Annotated in this window: 20 protein-coding genes and 1 tRNA gene; 10 read left to right on the forward strand and 11 right to left on the reverse strand. The window is 68.7% G+C overall.

Going from position 1 to position 17,626, the window contains the following annotated elements; all coding sequences use genetic code 11:
* Positions 1-907 (reverse strand): ABC transporter ATP-binding protein (locus EPN98_RS08820; RefSeq protein WP_293362317.1); only part of this gene is annotated, 907 nt, incomplete at its 3' end.
* Positions 908-1,119: 212 nt separating this feature from the next.
* Here EPN98_RS08820 and EPN98_RS08825 point away from each other — a divergent pair.
* Positions 1,120-1,608, forward strand: a complete 489-nt coding sequence (locus EPN98_RS08825; protein ID WP_293362318.1) for a hypothetical protein — start codon at positions 1,120-1,122, stop codon at positions 1,606-1,608.
* On the opposite strand, the gene EPN98_RS08830 is transcribed toward EPN98_RS08825, so the two are convergent.
* From EPN98_RS08830 to EPN98_RS08840, 3 genes are read right to left on the reverse strand one after another with little or no spacing between them, the layout of a single operon-like run.
* Complete coding sequence (locus tag EPN98_RS08830) at positions 1,609-2,841, reverse strand: PQQ-dependent sugar dehydrogenase (protein ID WP_293362319.1); 1,233 nt, start codon at positions 2,839-2,841, stop codon at positions 1,609-1,611.
* Positions 2,842-3,528 carry a hemolysin III family protein gene (locus EPN98_RS08835; RefSeq protein WP_293362320.1) on the reverse strand — a complete coding sequence of 229 codons (687 nt, stop codon included), beginning with the start codon at positions 3,526-3,528 and terminating at the stop codon, positions 2,842-2,844. It lies immediately after the preceding gene.
* A gap of 43 nt (positions 3,529-3,571) precedes the next feature.
* Positions 3,572-4,195 (reverse strand): glutathione S-transferase family protein, encoded by a 624-nt coding sequence (locus EPN98_RS08840; protein ID WP_293362321.1) that lies wholly within the window; start codon positions 4,193-4,195, stop codon positions 3,572-3,574.
* A 116-nt stretch (positions 4,196-4,311) separates the two neighbouring features.
* Between EPN98_RS08840 and EPN98_RS08845 the strand changes: the two genes are divergently transcribed.
* The 4 genes from EPN98_RS08845 (at position 4,312) to EPN98_RS08860 (ending at position 9,058) form a co-directional block, all read left to right on the forward strand.
* Entirely contained in the window at positions 4,312-5,616 is a 1,305-nt protein-coding gene (locus EPN98_RS08845) for an MFS transporter (RefSeq protein ID WP_293362322.1), read from the forward strand.
* Entirely contained in the window at positions 5,616-6,311 is a 696-nt protein-coding gene (locus EPN98_RS08850) for a hypothetical protein (RefSeq protein WP_293362323.1), read from the forward strand. Before EPN98_RS08845 ends, EPN98_RS08850 begins: the two co-directional genes overlap by 1 nt.
* A gap of 274 nt (positions 6,312-6,585) precedes the next feature.
* On the forward strand, positions 6,586-7,161 hold the full coding sequence (locus tag EPN98_RS08855) for a PEPxxWA-CTERM sorting domain-containing protein (RefSeq protein WP_293362324.1): 576 nt from the start codon (positions 6,586-6,588) through the stop codon (positions 7,159-7,161).
* Positions 7,162-7,171: 10 nt separating this feature from the next.
* Positions 7,172-9,058: a toll/interleukin-1 receptor domain-containing protein gene (locus EPN98_RS08860; protein WP_293362325.1), complete on the forward strand. Its 1,887-nt coding sequence runs from the start codon at positions 7,172-7,174 to the stop codon at positions 9,056-9,058.
* Positions 9,059-9,098: 40 nt separating this feature from the next.
* On the opposite strand, the gene typA is transcribed toward EPN98_RS08860, so the two are convergent.
* The 3 genes from typA to EPN98_RS08875 form a co-directional block, all read right to left on the reverse strand.
* Positions 9,099-10,931, reverse strand: coding sequence for a translational GTPase TypA (typA, locus tag EPN98_RS08865; protein WP_293362326.1), 1,833 nt, complete (start codon positions 10,929-10,931; stop codon positions 9,099-9,101).
* Between the two features lie 332 nt (positions 10,932-11,263).
* Entirely contained in the window at positions 11,264-11,536 is a 273-nt protein-coding gene (locus tag EPN98_RS08870) for a DUF2277 domain-containing protein (RefSeq protein WP_293362327.1), read from the reverse strand.
* Positions 11,537-11,612: 76 nt separating this feature from the next.
* Entirely contained in the window at positions 11,613-12,521 is a 909-nt protein-coding gene (locus EPN98_RS08875; RefSeq protein WP_293362336.1) for an N-formylglutamate amidohydrolase, read from the reverse strand.
* Positions 12,522-12,631: 110 nt separating this feature from the next.
* Between EPN98_RS08875 and cpdR the strand changes: the two genes are divergently transcribed.
* Together cpdR and EPN98_RS08885 are read left to right on the forward strand one after the other, a co-directional pair.
* Positions 12,632-12,988 (forward strand): cell cycle two-component system response regulator CpdR, encoded by a 357-nt coding sequence (cpdR, locus tag EPN98_RS08880; RefSeq protein WP_293362328.1) that lies wholly within the window; start codon positions 12,632-12,634, stop codon positions 12,986-12,988.
* Positions 12,989-13,069: 81 nt separating this feature from the next.
* Positions 13,070-13,144: transfer RNA gene (locus tag EPN98_RS08885), tRNA-Val, on the forward strand.
* A gap of 46 nt (positions 13,145-13,190) precedes the next feature.
* Here EPN98_RS08885 and EPN98_RS08890 read toward each other — a convergent pair.
* Positions 13,191-13,787 (reverse strand): TetR/AcrR family transcriptional regulator, encoded by a 597-nt coding sequence (locus EPN98_RS08890; RefSeq protein ID WP_293362329.1) that lies wholly within the window; start codon positions 13,785-13,787, stop codon positions 13,191-13,193.
* A 71-nt stretch (positions 13,788-13,858) separates the two neighbouring features.
* Between EPN98_RS08890 and EPN98_RS08895 the strand changes: the two genes are divergently transcribed.
* Positions 13,859-14,554, forward strand: coding sequence for a molybdopterin-dependent oxidoreductase (locus EPN98_RS08895; RefSeq protein ID WP_293362330.1), 696 nt, complete (start codon positions 13,859-13,861; stop codon positions 14,552-14,554).
* A gap of 4 nt (positions 14,555-14,558) precedes the next feature.
* On the opposite strand, the gene EPN98_RS08900 is transcribed toward EPN98_RS08895, so the two are convergent.
* From EPN98_RS08900 to EPN98_RS08910, 3 genes are all read right to left on the reverse strand, one after another.
* Positions 14,559-15,368 carry a PEPxxWA-CTERM sorting domain-containing protein gene (locus EPN98_RS08900; protein WP_293362331.1) on the reverse strand — a complete coding sequence of 270 codons (810 nt, stop codon included), beginning with the start codon at positions 15,366-15,368 and terminating at the stop codon, positions 14,559-14,561.
* Positions 15,369-15,484: 116 nt separating this feature from the next.
* A complete protein-coding gene (locus tag EPN98_RS08905) occupies positions 15,485-16,171 on the reverse strand; it encodes a DUF1345 domain-containing protein (RefSeq protein WP_293362332.1) in 687 nt (228 codons plus the stop codon).
* Positions 16,168-16,563, reverse strand: coding sequence for an ATP-binding protein (locus tag EPN98_RS08910; RefSeq protein WP_293362333.1), 396 nt, complete (start codon positions 16,561-16,563; stop codon positions 16,168-16,170). Before EPN98_RS08910 ends, EPN98_RS08905 begins: the two co-directional genes overlap by 4 nt.
* An 87-nt stretch (positions 16,564-16,650) precedes the next feature.
* Between EPN98_RS08910 and EPN98_RS08915 the strand changes: the two genes are divergently transcribed.
* Both EPN98_RS08915 and EPN98_RS08920 read left to right on the forward strand, forming a co-directional pair.
* Positions 16,651-17,100, forward strand: a complete 450-nt coding sequence (locus EPN98_RS08915) for a FecR domain-containing protein (RefSeq protein ID WP_293362334.1) — start codon at positions 16,651-16,653, stop codon at positions 17,098-17,100.
* On the forward strand, positions 17,100-17,626 hold a 527-nt coding region (locus EPN98_RS08920; RefSeq protein WP_293362335.1), incomplete at its 3' end, for an OmpA family protein. The genes EPN98_RS08915 and EPN98_RS08920, both read left to right, overlap by 1 nt.

A 17,626-nucleotide genomic window follows, 5' to 3' on the forward strand; every position in this document is an offset into this window, starting at 1 on the left:
AGAAGGTCAGGAGGTCGGCCACCCCCATCGCCCCCTGTGCCACGCGAAGGGCGCCCGCCACAATCACCGCCAGGGTCACGGCCTGCGCGAAGGTGGACATGCCCACGTCGAACCAGGCCTCGGCGCGGTAGCCCTCGCGGCGGATGTCGAGAAGCCGCTCGTTCTCGGTGGCGAACCGACGGGCCTCCGCCGCCTCGCCGCCAAACGCCTTGACCACGCGAATGCCGGCCAGGGCGTCTTCGACGCGGGCGTTGATGGCGCCGATCTGCTCGCGGCCGTCCGCCAGGGTGGCGTTCATGCGCTGGTTGAAGTGAAGGGCGTAGGCCGCCGCGACCGGGAAGGCGGCCAGGATCGCGAAGGTCAGCGAAGGCTCGATCCAGGCCAGGATCGCGGCGGCGCCCACGAACTTCAGCGTGGCGATGGCCAGGTCTTCCGGGCCGTGATGGCAGAGCTCGCCGATGAAATAGAGATCGTTGGTGATCCGGCTCATCAGCTGGCCCACCCGCTCACTGTCGTAGAAGCTGAAGGAGAGCGTCTGCAGGTGCTCGAACAGCTCCTGGCGCATGCGGCTCTCGATCTTCGCGCCCATCATGTGGCCCTGGTAGTCCACGAAGAGGGTGGCCAGCGCCTGGACGGCGAGCAGCGCCAGCATGACGCCGCCCATCGCCAGGATGGGGGTCATGGCGTCGCCGCCATCGCCCAGCCGCCGGGTGATCCAGCTGGCGCAGACGGGCAGGGCCAGGGCCGCGCCGGCGACGATCACGGCGCAGCCGACGTCGGCCGCCAGCATCGGCAGGTGCGGGCGGTAGTAGCTCAGGAATTTGCGGAGCCGCCGGGTCGCCGGCGGAAGGTGGGACGGGGCGCTACGGTCGGTCTGCGCCGGCGCCTCCGAGGTTCGCGAAAGCATGCGTTGTCATGTCCTGGTGACGGGAAAGGGCTCCTCTGGGGGACATGAACGTCTGCATCTCGCGCTCCTGTGGGGGCGGTTCGTGGTGCGGCGAGGATGACGCCAATCCCGCTGCGGGTGCAACGGCATTGTTCACGCGGCCGTGATCGGCGTATCTAGTTGCGAATGACTCGCAACAACAATAGGGTCGGATGGTCAGCACGGAGTCGGCCATGCCCCATCTTCATTCCAACGAAGCCCAGCCCTGCGACGCCCTGTTCCACGGCGAGCGGCTCCTGGTGCGCACCGTCCGGCTTCTGGCGCTGACCACGCCCTGCCACGGCTTGCAGGCCCACTTCGAGGCGGCCTGCGGCTGCGCGGGCGAGGCGGCCTACCGGATGCTGGAAGCCTTCGTGCAGCAGATGGCGCTCAAGGGCCGCCGACGCGTGCGCCTGTCGATCCCCGCCGACCCCAGGCTCACCGACGACGAGGCGCTGATCCTCGACGTCTTCGGTTGCGCCCAGGCCGGCGACTTCCGCTCGGTGGACGAGCGCCTCCGGGGCCTGCTGGACGTCCAGGCGCCGTTCGCCATGGGCGCCGCCGCCTGCATGGTCGCCGAGACCCTGGCGATGAACGGCCTGATGCTCCGGCCCCGCCCGACGCCGGATCAGGCCATCCCGTGTCCGGGCGAGACGATCATCTTCCCGATGGCGGCGGAGTAGCTACCGCCGATCCTTCGCCAACCGCAGGATCGCGCCGTTGCGGTCGTCGGCGACCCAGATCGCGCCGTCGGCGGCCACCGCCAGGCCCACCGGCGCGCCGGCCGGCCGCTTGCCCTTCACCGCCCCCCAGCCCGGCGTCAGGTCGCGAGGCCTCTGCCCGGCCTTGGGCAGGCCGTTATCGTCCAGCTCGATCGCCAGGATGCGCGAGCCGGTCGGACGATAGCCGTGCAGGGTCACAAGCAGTCGGCCGGTCAGTTCGGGGAACATCTCGCCCCGGTATTCCAAGAGGTCCAGGGGCGCGCCGTGCGGTGGCAGGTTCAGGACGGGCCTGCGGTAGGGCGCACAGGCCACCTTCTGGGTCCGCCACGCCGGCGCCGTCTCGTTCTGCCCCATGCAATAGGGCCAGCCATAGTGGGCGCCCTGCTCGATGACGTTCAACTCCTCGGGCGGCCAGTTGGCCTGGGGCACGTCTATGCTGTTCTCGGCCTGCAGGATCGTCCCTGCGCGAGTGCGGACCAGGGCCAGCGAGTTGCGGAGGCCGCGGGCGTAGACCGTGGGCTCGGCGGCCCACTTGCCCTGACCTTCGGGCGCGAACCGCCAGATCGCCGCCTGCCGCTCGGCCTCGGGGCAGCTCTTCCAGCCAGGTTTCGGCAGGCACTGGTCGGAGGGCGCGCCGACGTTCACCAGGAACGCGCCGTCGGCGGCCCAGACGAAGGCCGAGAGCGGGTGGCGGTTGTCGTGCAGGCGGTTGTCAGGCAGGCCGGTGATCACAGGCGTCAGTGTGGCCTGCGGATCGGCGGCGTCGGGATCGAAGCGGCTGATCCGGCTCATCTCGCCGACATAGACCTCGCCATCCGGCCCGATGGCCAGGGTGGCCGGCATGTCCAGCTTGCGCAGAACGGGCCGGATGACCGGCTGGCCGCCGGGCTTGGGCGTCACCCGCCACACCGCGCCCCGGCCCGTCGTCCAGGCGCCCAGGTCCGACACGAGGAGATCCCCGCCGGGCAGGGCCAACAGGCTGCGCGGCATCCGGATCGTGCGTTTCGAGAGCGGCAGGCCCGTGGGCGGCGGCGCCAGCGCCAGGCCGACGCACAGGCCGGGCGCGGTCTCGATCGCCGCGCGCGGATAGCCGTCGCAGGTCCCGCTGCGCGCATACCCCCACTGCGGAATCGCCTGGGCCTGCGCCGCGCCTGCGGTCAAAGCGAGCGCGAACGCCGCGAAGAGTCCGCGCACCTAATGCTGCGTCGCGAGGACCACGCCCAGCAGGATGGCGGTCCAGTGGGCGGCGGCGGCGGCGACCACGTGGCCGTGCCAGATGGCTCGGGAGAACTTCAGCCGCTTGTTCACGTAGAAGATCACGCCGGTGGAGTAGAGCACGCCGCCCGTGACCAGCAGCGCCATGGCGTACCAGGCCAGGGTGTCGATCATCGGCTTCAGCGCCACGACCACCAGCCAGCCCAGCACCAGATAGACGGCCACCCAGAACTTCCGGTCGATCCCGACCAGGAACAGCTTGCCCAGCGCGCCCAGGCCGGCGATCGCCCAGACGGCCGCCGTCATGCCCCAACCCCAGGCGCCCGGCAGGTTGATCGTGAAGGGCGTGTACGAGCCTGCGATCATCAGGAAGATGCCGGCGTGGTCCAGCCGCCTCAGCGTGGGGCGGTACTGGGGCTTGGCGAAGTTATAGGCGGTCGAGAACGCCAGCATGCACAGCACGCCGACCGCATAGATCGATACCCCGACCACCTGGCTGATCGAGCCGTTCAGCACGGCCAGCGTCAGCAGCACGATCCCGCCCACCAGCGCCAGGGTCAGGCCCATGACATGGACCACCAGGTCCGCACACTTGGCCGCGGGCGTCGGATAGTGACGGGGCGGGTAGGGCTTGGCGGGCAGGGAGGACGGGGCGGAAAGGCTCATGGGCCTCTTCGTACCACCGCCAATGCGACGACCGTAAGGCGATTCAACCGCTGACGCGTGCGAGCACCGTCTTCACGGCGGGCCGTTCGTTCATCCGCGCCGTGTGGTCGGCCAGCCGGGGGTAGTCGGCCCAGTCCAGCCCGTCGCGGGAGATCCATCCGGCGACCACGTAGAGATACGGGTCGCAGACGCTGTACGCCTCGCCCAGCACCCAGGGGCCCTTGAACAGCGTAGTGTCGATCAGTCGCAGCGCCGCGCCGAACACTTCGGGGGCCTTGCGCCGCATCTCGGCGATCGCCGCCTCGTCGTCGGCCCATCGGTTGCCGCGCACGCGGTGAGCCGCCGCCGGATGCACCCACGAGCACAGGTAGCTCAGGAACGACTCGGCTTGCGCCAGGGCGAAGGCGTCGTCGGCGCCGGGGGCCAGGCCCGCCCCCGGATGGGTGCGCGCGATGTAGCCCAGGATGGCCGGAACCTCGGTGATGATCCCGCGATCCGTCTCTAGCGCGGGCACCCGGGACTTCGGATTGATGGCCAGGTAGGCGTCGCCGCGTTGCTCGTTCTCGGCAAAGTTGAGCCGCACCGCTTCGTAGTCGGCGCCGGCTTCCTCCAGCGCGATCTCGCAGGCCAGGCCGATGGTCGCCCTGGCGGTGTAGAGCTTGAGCATGCGATCTCTCCCCTTTGACGGCCGATCTGGCCCGGGGAAGCGATCCCCGCAAGGGCCTGGCGATTGAACGCGGCGCCAAAACCGGGTGGTATCCGCCCAACCGAGGGGGACACGCCTTGACCGCAGAGGTCGCTGACAACGCCGACGCCCAGGCGGCGCCGGAGACGAACCGGCTGCGATCGATCCTGGCCGGGTCGGCGGGCAACCTGGTCGAGAGCTTCGACTGGTTCGTCTACGCCGCCTTCGGCCTCTACTTCTCCAGCGTCTTCTTCCCGGCCGGCGACCGTACGACCCAACTCCTCTCCACCGCCGCGGTGTTCGGGGTCGGCTTCCTGGCCCGGCCGCTGGGGGCGTGGCTGATGGGCCTCTACGGCGACCGGGTGGGGCGCAAGGCCGCCATGGTCGCCTCGGTCAGCCTCATGTGCGTGGGCTCGCTGTTGATCGCCATCTGTCCCGGCGAGGCGCAGATCGGCGTGGCCGCGCCGGCGGTGCTGGTGTTCGCCCGGATCCTCCAGGGCGTCAGCATGGGCGGCGAGTATGGTGCCAGCGCCACCTATCTCTCCGAGATGGCCAGCCGGAAGAACCGCGGCTTCTGGTCGGGGATCTTCTACTCGACCCTGATCGCTGGCCAGCTCATGGCCATGGGCGTGCTGCTGGCGCTGACCAGCCTGCTGTCGCCCGAGGACATGCAGGCCTGGGGCTGGCGCATCGCGTTCTTCATCGGCGGCGGGCTTGCGATCGCGGTCTTCTGGCTGCGGCGCGGCATGGACGAAACGCCGTCGTTCCATGCCCGGACCGGACCCAAGGCCACCACCTGGGGCCTGATCGCCAGCCATCCGAAGGAGAGCCTGACCGTGATCGGCCTGACCGCCGGCGGGACGCTCGCCTATTACACCTACACGACCTACATCCAGAAGTTCCTGGTCAACACGTCGGGCTTCACCAAGGACCAGGCGAACCTGATCCTCGCCGGCGCGCTGGCGGTGTTCATGCTGATCAATCCGCTGATCGGTGCGCTGTCCGACCGGGTGGGCCGTCGCGCGATCCTGCTCACCTTCGGCGTCCTGGGCGCGGGCCTGACCTGGCCCATCCTGTCGACGCTGGCCGCCACACGCGATGTGGGGACCGCCTTCCTGCTGGTCTGCGGCTCGCTGCTGATCGTGGCCTGCTACTCGTCGGTGAACGCCGTGGTGAAGGCCGAGCTGTTCCCGACCGCCACCCGCGCCCTGGGCGTGGCGCTGCCCTATTCGCTGGCCAACGCGGCGTTCGGCGGCACGGCCGAGTATGTGGCGCTGGCGTTCAAGCAGGCGGGGAACGAGACCCACTTCTTCACCTACGTGACGGCGATCATCGGCAGCTCGCTCCTTGTCTATCTCCTGATGCGCGACACGCGCCGCCACAGCCGGATCGCGGAGGACTGATGGCCGACCTGAGCGCCGAGTTGGTCGCGCGCATCGCCGAGCGGGCGGCGGGTGAGCGCGTCTTCCTGCTGGGGATCGCCGGCGGCGTGGCGGCCGGAAAGAGCACGCTGGCGCGCGCCCTCGCCGACGGGCTGGAGGCGGCGGACCTGTCGGTCCAGATCGTCGCCACCGACGGTTTCCTCAAGCCCAACGCCGTCCTCGAGGCCGCGGGCCTCGGCATGAAGAAGGGCTTCCCCGAGACCTACGACACCGACGCGCTGCACGCCTTCCTGGACGCCCTCGCGGCAGGCCGCCGCGCCGAGATCCCCGTCTACAGCCACGTGACCTACGACATCCTCCCCGGTGAGACCCGACCCGTCGAAGCGGCGGGCGTGGTGATCGTCGAGGGGATCAACGTGCTGCAGACGGCCGACGCCCGCGCACGGTTCGGCTTGTCCCTCTACGTCGACGCCGATCCCGCCGACGCCAAGAGCTGGTACCTCGCCCGGTTGCACAGGATTATCGCGGACGACCCGCAGAGTTTCTTCGCCCGGCTCGACCCGGTCCAGCGCGACGCGATGTTCGAGATGGCCTGGACCCACCTCAACCTGGTGAACCTGCACGAACACATCGCGCCCACCATGGCGTTCGCCGACGTGGTGGTGAGGAAGGGGGCCGATCATGCAATCCGGGACCACCGCTGGCGCGTGCGGTGACACTCCACGCATTTTGACCCCTCCGTGAGACGGTCTTCGCCAGCGTCTGGATCACGGAGCGATCGCTGCGCTCCTTGCGTGTGCGAAGGTGAGTGGTCGCCTCGCTGGAGAATCGCGAAGCTTGACATTGGCGGTTGTACTAACGTGACCTTAAGCATGCTGGTGGGCCATGCCCGCTGGCGGATTGGTGGCGACCAGATTGGATTGCCACGGCCCGGATGCGCCGCGACTCAAGGTCGCTATCGCGTTTGAGCGGAGCGGGGTGGGGATGGTCTTGACCAAGTGGGCAAAGTACGCGGCGCTGTCGGCCGTCATGGTTCTGGGGTCTGCGGCCAGCGCAAACGCCGCGATCGCGACGTTCCTGTTTGCGGATCAGACCGGAAGGAACACAACCGGCACGCTGCTGATCAAGGACTACGTTCCGTTCGGCGGCACCTTTCTCTCGTGGAAGTACTACAATGGCGATGTCCTCGTGTACGAGGTCGGCGCGTCGGATGTGACGGCCTTCAGCCATAACTTCGATTTCGACCAAGACTTCGGAAACGTTACGGACAACGTCGTGAGGATCGAATCCGCCACCTCATTGTTCGAGACCGGTCTCGATGACCCTCTGGGCGGTGTCGCCAAGCTTTGGAACCTCAGCCTGTTTCCCGACTGCGTCGATGATGGCACCGGCTGCGGCGGCGGCGACGGACCGCAGGTCGATAACAGCCCCCCCTTCACCTACACATGGCGTCTCGCGTCGCTACGCGCTGGCGCGGTGCCCGAGCCCGCGACCTGGGCGCTGATGATCGGCGGTTTCGGCTTGGCCGGAATGTATCTGCGCGCCCGACGCCAAAGGACAGTGTGAGCACGCTGGCGTGACTGGTCCAGCAAAGGATGAAGGCGCAGGCAGATCGTACCGCGCCTTCATCAGCTACAGCCACGCCGATGCCGCCACAGTTCGATGGCTGCACCGGGCGATCGAGACCTTCCGACTGCCCGCCAGGATTGTCGGCCAACCTACGCCGCTGGGTCCGGCTCCGCGCCGCCTCATACCGCTTTTCCGGGACCGCGATGAGTTGCCGGCGTCTGGGGACCTGGGGCACGAACTGCGGACAGCGCTTTCGCGCTCACTTCGGTTGATCGTCGTTTGCTCTCCCCGTTCTGCACGTTCGCAGTGGGTCAACGAAGAGATCCTCACCTTCAAGCGCATGCACGGGGAAGCCGGGGTTCTGGCCCTGATCCTTGCGGGCGACCCTGGCGCCACCGACCGCGGCAAGCCCGATGAAGAGTGTTTCCCGCCCGCCCTGCGGTACAGGCTCGGCCCAGACAACGAACTGAGCAGCGAGCCGGCGCACCCCATCGCGGCCGATATGCGGCGAGAGGGCGATGGTCGGCGGGGCGCTTTGCTCAAGCTCATCGCCGGCCTTGCCGCGGTGCCACTGGACCAGCTGATCCAGCGGGAGGCGCAACGCCGGGTCAGGCGCGCGGGCCTACTGGTGGCAGGCTCTCTAACCGGCATGGCGGTTACGGGCGCCTTGGCGTTCGAGGCCAACCGTCAGCGCCTGCTGGCCGAGCGTGAGAGCGCCGCGGCGCGTGCAGCCTCGAGCTTCCTCATAGGAACGTTCTCGATCTCTAACCCGGCGACGGAGAACCCTCGCACGATCACGGCGCTGTCGATCCTGAGGAACAGTGCGGAACGTGCATCGCTGGAACTGGGCGACCAGCCCGACATACGTCTTCGACTGCTCGGAACGGTTGGCGAAGCCTACGTGAATCTCGGCCTGTTCGACGAGGCGCGGAACGCGCTAGAGCCGGCGCTTCCCCTGGCGCGCGCTAGGGGAGCCGAGGGCGCCCCGGTTCTGCAGACCCTCGCCTCGGCCTATCGCAACAAAGGTGACTTCACCGCGAGCCTGAACACGGTCGCGCAAGCAGAGGCGTTGCTCGGTCCGAATGTGGGCGAACATTCCGAGATCCGCGGCGATCTTGCCCAGACGCGCGCTCAGGTCCAGCAGTCCATGGCCAACTACAGCGCCGCCGAGGCGGCGTTCCAGGCGGCATTGGCGCACTACGCCGAGGCGAAGGACGTCAAGCCGAGGAAACTCGCCCGGGTCTACCTGAACTATGGCCTGACCCTCTCAAGTCTCGGGCACGATGAGCGCGCCCGGGCGGCCCTGATCAAGGGCCTGGAGCTGGCGCGACGCGCGACCGGCCCGAAAAGCCGGATGACCGGTCAGGCGCTGTCCGTCCTGGCGTTCAACGAACGCGCCGCCGGCCGGTATGCGGAGGGGAAGGCTCACATTGACGAGGCGATCTCCATCCTCGGAGGCGTCCTCGACCCCGACAACCCGATCATTGCCGATGCGCTGTCGCAGCGGGGGCAGATCCTCTACGCCCAGGGCGAACCTGCGCTGGCGATCAAGGACTTCGACCGCGCGATCGCGATCCTGAAGCAAGCCTATGGCGGTCCGCACTTCAAGATCGGCTCGATCCAGGGCTACCTTGCCCTGGCTCAGTCCCAGCTTGGCGACACCTCGTCAGCGCTGCGGAGTCTCGACGAGTCCAAGCGCAACTATGATGCCCACTACAAGAAGCTGCACGTCAACCATGGGGACCTGCTGGTCCAGCGCGCGCAGGTTCTGGCCCGCGCCGGGCGGCGACAGGAGGCTCGCGCGGATTGCACCGAAGGCTTGAGCTTGATGCGCAGGCTGGAGGCCGACGACGCCTTCTACCAGACCGCGGCGGGCGTCTGCGCCAAGATCTGACGCCATCCCGGACGGTTGTCTGGATTGCCGGCTCGCGGACCTACTCGTCCTTGACGCGCTTCTTGCGGAAGCTGGGGTTCAGGACCTTCTTGCGCAGGCGGATCGACTTCGGCGTCACTTCCACCAGTTCGTCTTCCTCGATGTAGGCGATGGCCTGTTCGAGGGTGAGGCGGCGCGGCGGCGTCAGGCGGACGGCCTCGTCCTTGCCCGAGGCGCGGACGTTGGTCAGCTGCTTGGCCTTCATCGGATTGACGTCGAGGTCGTCCGAACGGCTGTTCTCGCCGATGATCATGCCCTGATAGGTCTTCTCGCCGGCGCCGACGAACATAGTGCCGCGCTCTTCCAGGTTCCACAGGGCGTAGGCCGCCGTTTCGCCGTCGGAGTTCGAGACCAGCACGCCCTTGCGGCCGGCGTCGATCGCGCCCTTGTAGGGCTCGTAGTGGCTGAACACGCGGTTCAGTACGCCCGAGCCGCGGGTGTCGGTCAGGAACTCGCCCTGGTAGCCGATCAGCGAGCGCGACGGGCTCATCAGGCTGATGCGGGTCTTGCCGGCGCCCGAGGGGCCCATGTCCTTCAGCTCGGCCTTCCGGGCCGACAGCTTCTCGATGACGATGCCGGTGAACTCGTCGTCCACGTCGATCATCACGTCCTCGATCGGCTCCAGCCGTTCACCGGTCTCGGGATCGGTCTGGAACACCACGCGCGGACGGCTGATGGAAACTTCGAAGCCCTCGCGGCGCATGCCCTCGATCAGCACGCCCAGCTGCAGTTCGCCGCGGCCGGCGACCTCGTAGGCGTCCTTTTCGGACGTCTCGGTGACGCGGATGGCGACGTTCGACTCGGCTTCCTTGATCAGGCGCGCGGCGATGACGCGGCTCTGCACCTTGTCGCCTTCGCGGCCGGCCAGCGGGCTGTCGTTGACCGAGACGGTCATCGAGATGGTCGGCGGGTCGATCGGCTGGGCGGGCAGCGCCTCGGTGACTTCCATGGCGCAGAGCGTGTCGGCCACGGTCGCCTTCGACAGGCCCGCGATGGCGACGATGTCGCCGGCTTCGGCGTCCTCGATCGGCTGGCGCTTCAGGCCGCGGAAGGCCAGCACCTTGGTGATGCGGCCGCGCTCGATCTCCTTGCCGTCGAGGCTGAGCGCGTGGATCGGCATCCCGGGCACGGCCTTGCCCGACTGGATGCGACCGGTCAGCAGGCGCCCCAGGAACGGGTCGTTCTCGATCAGCACCGAGAGGATCTGGAACGGCTTGTCCTTGTTCTCGACCACCTTGGGCTCGGGCACGTGGCGCACGATCAGGTCGAACAGCGGGCCCAGGTTGTCGTTGGGCTTGGCCAGATCCATCGTGGCCCAACCGTTCTTGCCCGACGCATAGATGTGCGGGAAGTCCAGCTGCTCGTCGGTCGCGCCCATGGCGGCGAACAGATCGAAGGCGTCGTTCAGCACCCGGTCGGGGTCGGCGTGGGGCCGGTCCACCTTGTTCAGGCAGAGGATGGGACGCAGGCCCATCTTCAGCGCCTTGCCCAGAACGAACTTGGTCTGGGGCATGACGCCTTCTTCGGCGTCCACCAGGATGACGCAGCCGTCCACCATCCCCAGGATCCGCTCGACCTCGCCGCCGAAGTCGGCGTGGCCAGGGGTGTCGATGATGTTGATGCGGGTTTCGCCCGCCTCGCCGTTCCACAGCACCGAGGTGCACTTGGCCAGGATGGTGATCCCGCGCTCGCGCTCCTGGTCGTTGGAATCCATGGCGCGTTCGACCGTCGCTTCGTTCGCGCGGAAGACACCCGACTGGGCGAGAAGCTGGTCGACGAGCGTGGTCTTGCCGTGGTCGACGTGGGCGATGATGGCGATGTTACGGAGCGACATGGGTCGGACGGGTTCTTTCGAAAGGCGCGCGCTTGTACGGGAAGCCGGGCCACACCGCTAGGGCGTTGTGCGGCGCACATAACGCAGAGCGACGCTGACGTAACGCGATATCCTGATTTTCCTGTAAAAACAGTCCCGACAAATAGGTGCGACACAAAAGTTTCTGCCGCCGCCTTGTGCATTTGTGCGCTGCACCCTAGCTTGGGCATGCGAGGCGCCATGGCGCCTCCGCCCTTCCTGGGCGTTTCCTCCCTGAAGACTGCCGCGCCCGATGGCGCGGCTTTTTTTTTAATCCTCTTCCGCTCCGCGTCGCGAGGGAGAGGGGGCCGCCTCTACGCCTTCGCGAAGCGCTCGGCCGAACGCGCCTTGGCCTTTGCCGCCTCGACTTCGCGGTCGCGGGGCGCAGCGGTGGTCTCCAGGTCATGCATCAGCTGGTGGCCGGCGTGGAAGACCGCCGCCACCGCGGCGTCGAAGGCCGCCTTGTTGGCTTTGGAAGGCGTATTGAAGCCCGAGATTTTGCGGACGAACTGCAGGGCCGCAGCGCGGATTTCGTCGTCGGTGGCCGGTGGGTCGAAGTTGAACAGGGTCTTGATGTTGCGACACATCGCGGGCGCTCCGGGTGGACCTGCGGGCAGCCCAACACAGGTCGCGGGCCCGCTCAATCCGGGAACCTCTGCGCGACTAGGCTCCCAGGGCCGACCAGTCGGCGGCGGCGAGGCAACCGATCAACTGGTCCAGGTGGCGCTGCAGGCGTTCGAAGCCGGAGGTGGGCGTCAGCGTCGCCTCGTCGAGATAGAGCGCCCGGTTCATCTCGATCTGCAGCGCGTGCACGCGCCGCGCGGGCTGGCCGTAGTGTTCGGTGGTGTAGCCGCCCGCGTAGGGCGTATTGCGGGTGACCCTGTAGCCCAGGGCGTCCAGTTCGCGCTCGACCCGGGTGGGCAGGACGCCCGCGCAGGCCGCGCCGAAACGGTCGCCCAGCACGATGTCGGACGGGCGGTCGCGTCCCGCCGCCCGCGCCGCAGCCGCGGGCATCGAGTGCCAGTCGATCAGGATCGCAAAACCATGGGCGGCCTGGGCCTCGTCGATCAGCCCCTTGAGGGCGGCGTGGTAGGGCGTGTGGGCGCCGTCGATCCGCAGTTTCGCCTCGGCGAAAGTGAGTTTGCGCCGATAGATTTCCTGGCCTTCCGAAACCACGCGGGCGATGGCGCCCAGCCCCGCCGCAACACGCGCCGTGCGCGAGCGCGCGAACGCCGGCAGCTCGTCGGCGAACATCGACGGGTCCAGCTCGAACGGCTCGCGGTTGAGGTCGATGTAGGCGCGGGCGAATCCGGCCGTGATCATCGCGGCGCCATGGCCAGGTGCGCTGGCGATCAGGTCGTCGACGAAGGCGTCCTCGGACCGGCGGATCGATACCGCGTCCAGCGCGGCCGCCGACATCATGTCTTCGGGATACAGCCGGCCCGAGTGCGGTGAAGCGAACACCAGCGGGGTCGGCGGGGCGCCCGCCGGGCCGGCGCGACGGATCTCGAACGCCGCAGCGACAGCTTCGCCCTCGGGACTGGAGGGCTCTGCGCCGGGTTTGGGCGGCATGGCGTTCATGGGCTCATACAAAGCTGTGTGCGACCCCAGCGTCAAACCGCCTTCATGGCGCGTTTACGGTTCGCTAGGTATTGTAGCCGATCTAGCCCGGTAGCATCGCCATGTCCCGCATCCTCCTCGCCGAAGACGACGACAGCCTGCGTGGCTTCCTGGCCCGCGCCCTCGAGCGCGCCGGCCACGACGTCACCGCGTGCGCCGATGGCGAAGAGGCGGTCACCCATCTGGACCAGCCCTGGGACCTGTTGCTCACCGACATCGTCATGCCCGGTCTGGACGGCATCGAGGTCGCCCGCCAGGCGGCGTCGAAGCATCCGGGCCTGCGGATCATGTTCATCACCGGCTTCGCCGCCGTGGCGCTGGCCGCCGGCGACAAGGCGCCGGCCGGCTCCAAGGTGCTGAGCAAGCCCATCCACCTGCGCGAGATCGTTTCCGAGGTGGAGCGGATGATCGCCGCCTAGCCAGACGCCGCCGTTTTCGACCTCAGGCCCCGCTTGCTAAGCGTGGGGCCGATCTGTATATCCCCGCCTTCCCGAAGGTACGGACGTGTAGCTCAGCGGGAGAGCACCTCGTTGACATCGAGGGGGTCACAGGTTCAATCCCTGTCACGTCCACCATCGCTTCTCCAGAAAATTCAAAGCCTTCGACCCGATCTGCGGGCCCCTACGCGCGCGTCGCCGCCAGGCTGGCCACGACGGCGGCCCGGACCAGGGCGTCGAGGCTCGGAGGTGGCGGCTCGGCGCGGGCGACGTGGGGGCGGACAGCGGCGTAGGCGATGTCGATGATGGCGAAACGCGCTGCGCGACGCAGGTCGGGCGTGTCTTCTCCGAACAGCCGCCGGGTGATGGTCGCCAAGCCGGCCTCGACTGCCGCGCCCATCCGGCCCGCTTCCGCCGCCATGTCGGCGGGCCAGCCACTGCCCAGGAACTCTTCGCGCCGATGCAGCAGCGCGATTCGGGCGCCGGCGGGGTCTGCGCGCACCCAGGCCAAGGTGAACAGCGCGGCGTTGATCGCCGCCATGTCGGGATCAGGGTGTTCGAGGGCGGCCTGTACGCCCGCCTGGAAGCGGCCGATGCGATCCAGCCAGAGGCGGCCCAGCAACTCATCGCGGGACCGGAAGCGGTGGTAGATCGACCCCGACGGCGCGCCCAAAGCCTGGGCGATCGCGCCGATGGTGGCGGCCGGCGCGCCGTGGGCGGCGACAATCCCCGCGGCGGCGTCGAGGATCTGGCGTTCGTCGAACTTCGCTGGGCGAGGCATCCTTAATAGATAATAGACTCTATAATCTAAAACAACTACGAGTCCGGGCCGAAACGCATGCGGAGGCCGGGATGGACGACAAGGCGGTTGAGCGGGGCCCCCTGCCGCCCGGGCAGCACGCGATCGCGACTTTTCCGCGGTTCGGCGCCACGCGCTTCGCCCAGCGGTTCCCGCCTGACCCTTCGACGCTTCGTCTGGCCGTATCGTCGGGCGGCGTGCCGGTCGCAGATGTGGGGCCAGACGCGTGGTCGGCTCTGCCGCGACGCCGCCAGGTCAGCGACTTCCACTGCGTGACCACCTGGACCCGACGCGGATGCGTCTGGGAGGGCGTCGGCTTTGCAGACTTCGCGGCGGCCCTGGGGCTGGCCGGCGGCGACCCTGCGCGGCTCGTGGTGCTGCACGCCAGCGACGGCTATCACGCCGCCCTGCCGCTGGGCGACCTGCTGGCCGATGACGTTCTGCTGGCCGATCGGCTGGACGGCGCAGCCTTGCCGCTGGCCCACGGCGCGCCCCTGCGGCTCGTGGCGCCGGCGCACTACGGCTACAAGAGCGTCAAGCACCTCGCGGCGCTCACATTCGATGTCGATTCCGAGGCGCATCGCGCGCCCGGTCCGCGCTTCATGATCCATCCGCGCGGCCGCGTGGCGCTGGAGGAGCGTGGCCAGGGCTTCCCCGGATGGTTCCTGCGCTACGCCTACCGGCCGCTGATCGCGCCGACGGCGGCCCGGTTCGCCCGGGCTCTGGCGCGATACCAGAGCCCGGATTGATGGCTCAGGCCGCAACGAGCCGGCGGCGGCGAAGCGCCGCGCCGATGCCCGCGAAACCCGCGATCATCATGGCCCAGCTCGCCGGCTCGGGAACGCCGCCGGTTTTGGGGGCATAGACGAGGTCGCCGCCGTCGGTAAGCGCGAACGCAGGCTGGTAGGCCAGCGGGCCGGCCACGCCGGGTTGGGTGCTGCGCTGGAACGACTGGCCGGTGGCTGCGGCCTGGTCGCTCAGGTACCAGGACATGAAGCCCGCCGCGCCGGCGGCGTGGTTGGTGCGGATGCGATAGGTCGAGCCATCGACGAACTGGATCGGCGCCGGATTGAACGTCGAGCCGCTCGAGTTGCCGAACGCCACCTGCACCTCGTGGATGCCCGCCGGCACCAGCCCGCTCTCCACCTGCATGAAGCCGAGGCCGACCCAGTCAGCGCCGTCGAGGCGCTCGATGTTGAAGCCCGCGCGGCGATTGCCGTAGGGGCTCACCGTCGAGATCGGCACGATCAGATGGCTGGCGACGAACGTGCTGTCGACGGTGAAGGTCGTCGTGACCGTCGTCCCGTAGAAGAACGTGCAGAAGAAGTTGGCGCAGTAGGTGCTGCTGGACGCCGCCGTGTCGAAGCTCTGGGTGGCGTCGGGCGCGCGGCGCACCAGCGGCAGCCCCACGCCTGCCGAAGTGGCGGCGGTGTTCGACGGATTGTAGTTGCCAAAGAAGATGGTGGCCGTGGCAGGCGTCGCTGCGGCGGCGAGGCCGCAGGCGACCACCGGCGCGGCAAAGGCCTTCCAGGCGGCGCGGGCCGCCGTAACCGAACTGAACATGGAGAACCCCTTCTGTACTGACCAGGGGCGAAGTCATATCGGCGGGGTGCAGGCCCGCACTCCCCCGATCGGGGGTAGTCATCGGGGTGAGGCAGCGGTCAGCAGAAGTCGCGCGTTCAGACCAGTCCCGCCAGCAGGTTGACCGTGAGCGCCAGCACCAGGGTGTTGAAGGCGAATGCGATCAGGCTGTGGATCGTGCCGAGACGGCGCATGGTCCGGCTGGTGAATGCGATGTCGGCGGTCTGTGCGGCCACGCCGATCACCACGGCGAAATGCAGGAAGTCCCAGTCGTCCGGAGGCTCACCCCCTGGGAACGCCAGTCCGCCCTGGTCGTGGCCGGTTTCCGTATCGCGCGCGTAGTATTCGTGCGCGTAGTGGAGGGCGAACACGGTCTGCAGCGTCAGCCAGGACGCCGAGACCGTGACAAACGCGGTCACAACCCGCAGCGCCTTGGCCGGGCCATGCTCATGGAGCGCGGACGACAGTTCGAACGCCACCACGGCGACGCTGACCACGCACGCAGCCAGGATCATCAGCAGGATCACGGCCTGGCCCTGGTCCTGTCGCTCGGCCTGGGCGCGGATCTGGGCGGGCGTCCGGCCGCGAATGGCATGCGCCGTGAGGCCCAGGTAGATGGCGCAGAAGATGTCCCAGCCGGCGATGGCGCTGGAGGCGGCCTGCAGTCCGGGAAACGCCAGCCGGGACGCGACGCCGCCGGCCAGTCCGATTGCCATGGCGGTCAGCAGGCGTGGACGGGCGCGAAACGCCCCGGGCCCCAGGCGCCACCGCCGGGATCGGCTCATGTGGTCACCCGCAGCACCAGACGGTTGCGCCCGCGGGTGTAGCGGTAGTCGGCGATCTCGGCCCACGCGCGGACGAGCTCCAGCCCCGCGCCCCCGCCGCGCTCGGTGTTGGGGCCTTCGAAGGCCGGGGTGTGGCGCGGGTCGAACGCCTGGCCGGCATCGGTGAACGTGGCGTGCAGCCCGCCTTCGTCACGTTCAAGGCGCATCATGAGGCGGCTGCCGGGCGCGGGCTCTCCATGCTCGACGACATTGGAGAGCCACTCTTCGACCACCACGCACAGGCGGTCGGCCGCCGTCGCGCACAGGCCGCACTGCGCCGCAAACGCGCGCGCGACGCGGATCGCCAGCACCAGGCCGGCCTCGCTGGCAGGCAGGCTGACGCGGGTCCGCATGCCGACGGTCGCCGTATCACGCGCAGGGGGGTCGGCTTGGGCGTCCAGCTGAGCTATGTCTTTCGGTGTGGGTGTCCGGAGAACCGCATGATGCGTACGTACGTTGCAGGATTGCTGATGGCCGCGTGTGTGTCGACGCCGGGGTTGGCGATCGCGCAGAGCGCCGGCGAGATCGGCCGGATCAAGACGGTCACCGGCGCCGCCACCGTCGTGCGCGGCAAGGCCCAGACGCCGGCGGCGCCGGGCTACCAGCTCCTGGTCAGCGACGTGCTGACGACGGGGCCGACCGGACGTATCGGCGTGACCTTCGTGGACAACAGTCGCTTCGCTGTCGGGCCGAACAGCCGGGTCGCGCTCAGCCAGTTCGAGTTCGACGATACGACCCATCGCGGCAAGTCGCTGACCACGGTGGACCGGGGCACGCTGGGCGTCGTCTCGGGGCAGATCGCCAAGGAAAACAAGGACGCCATGAAGGTGCGCACGCCCACCTCGCTGCTGGCGGCCCGCGGCACGACCTTCGTCGTCGAGGTCAAGTGATGCGGTTGTTGATTGCGCTGGGCGCCGCCGCGGCGCTGGCAGGCTGCGCCACCTCGAAGGTCAGCCTTTATCCCGACGCCGATGGCGCCACCGGCGCGGTGGCGGTGTTCGACGCCAAGTCCGAGGCGGAGGTTGGCGCGCTGACCCAGCCCAACACCTGGGCCAAGGTCGGCGGCAAGTCCGTGAAGGCGCAGGCCGTGAAGGCCAACCACGCAGCGCTGCTGGCCTGGATGCCGCCGCCGCCGCGCGTCTACCTGCTCTACTTCGTGCAGGGCACCACCGACATCACCCCCGAATCGGAGGCGACGATGGCGGCGCTGCGGGCCGCGATCACGGCCTCGTCCGAGGTGCAGATCACGGGACACACCGACACGGTGGGCTCGTCCGAGCTGAACGATGGGCTTTCGCGCGACCGCGCCGCCGAGATCCGCGCCGCCCTGGTCAAGCGCGGCCTGCCCGTCGAAAACGCCAAGGTGACAGGCCGCGGCGAGCGCGAGCTGCGGATCAAGACGGCGGACGGCGAGGC

The organism is Phenylobacterium sp. (assembly GCF_004299445.1).
Taxonomy (GTDB): domain Bacteria; phylum Pseudomonadota; class Alphaproteobacteria; order Caulobacterales; family Caulobacteraceae; genus Phenylobacterium.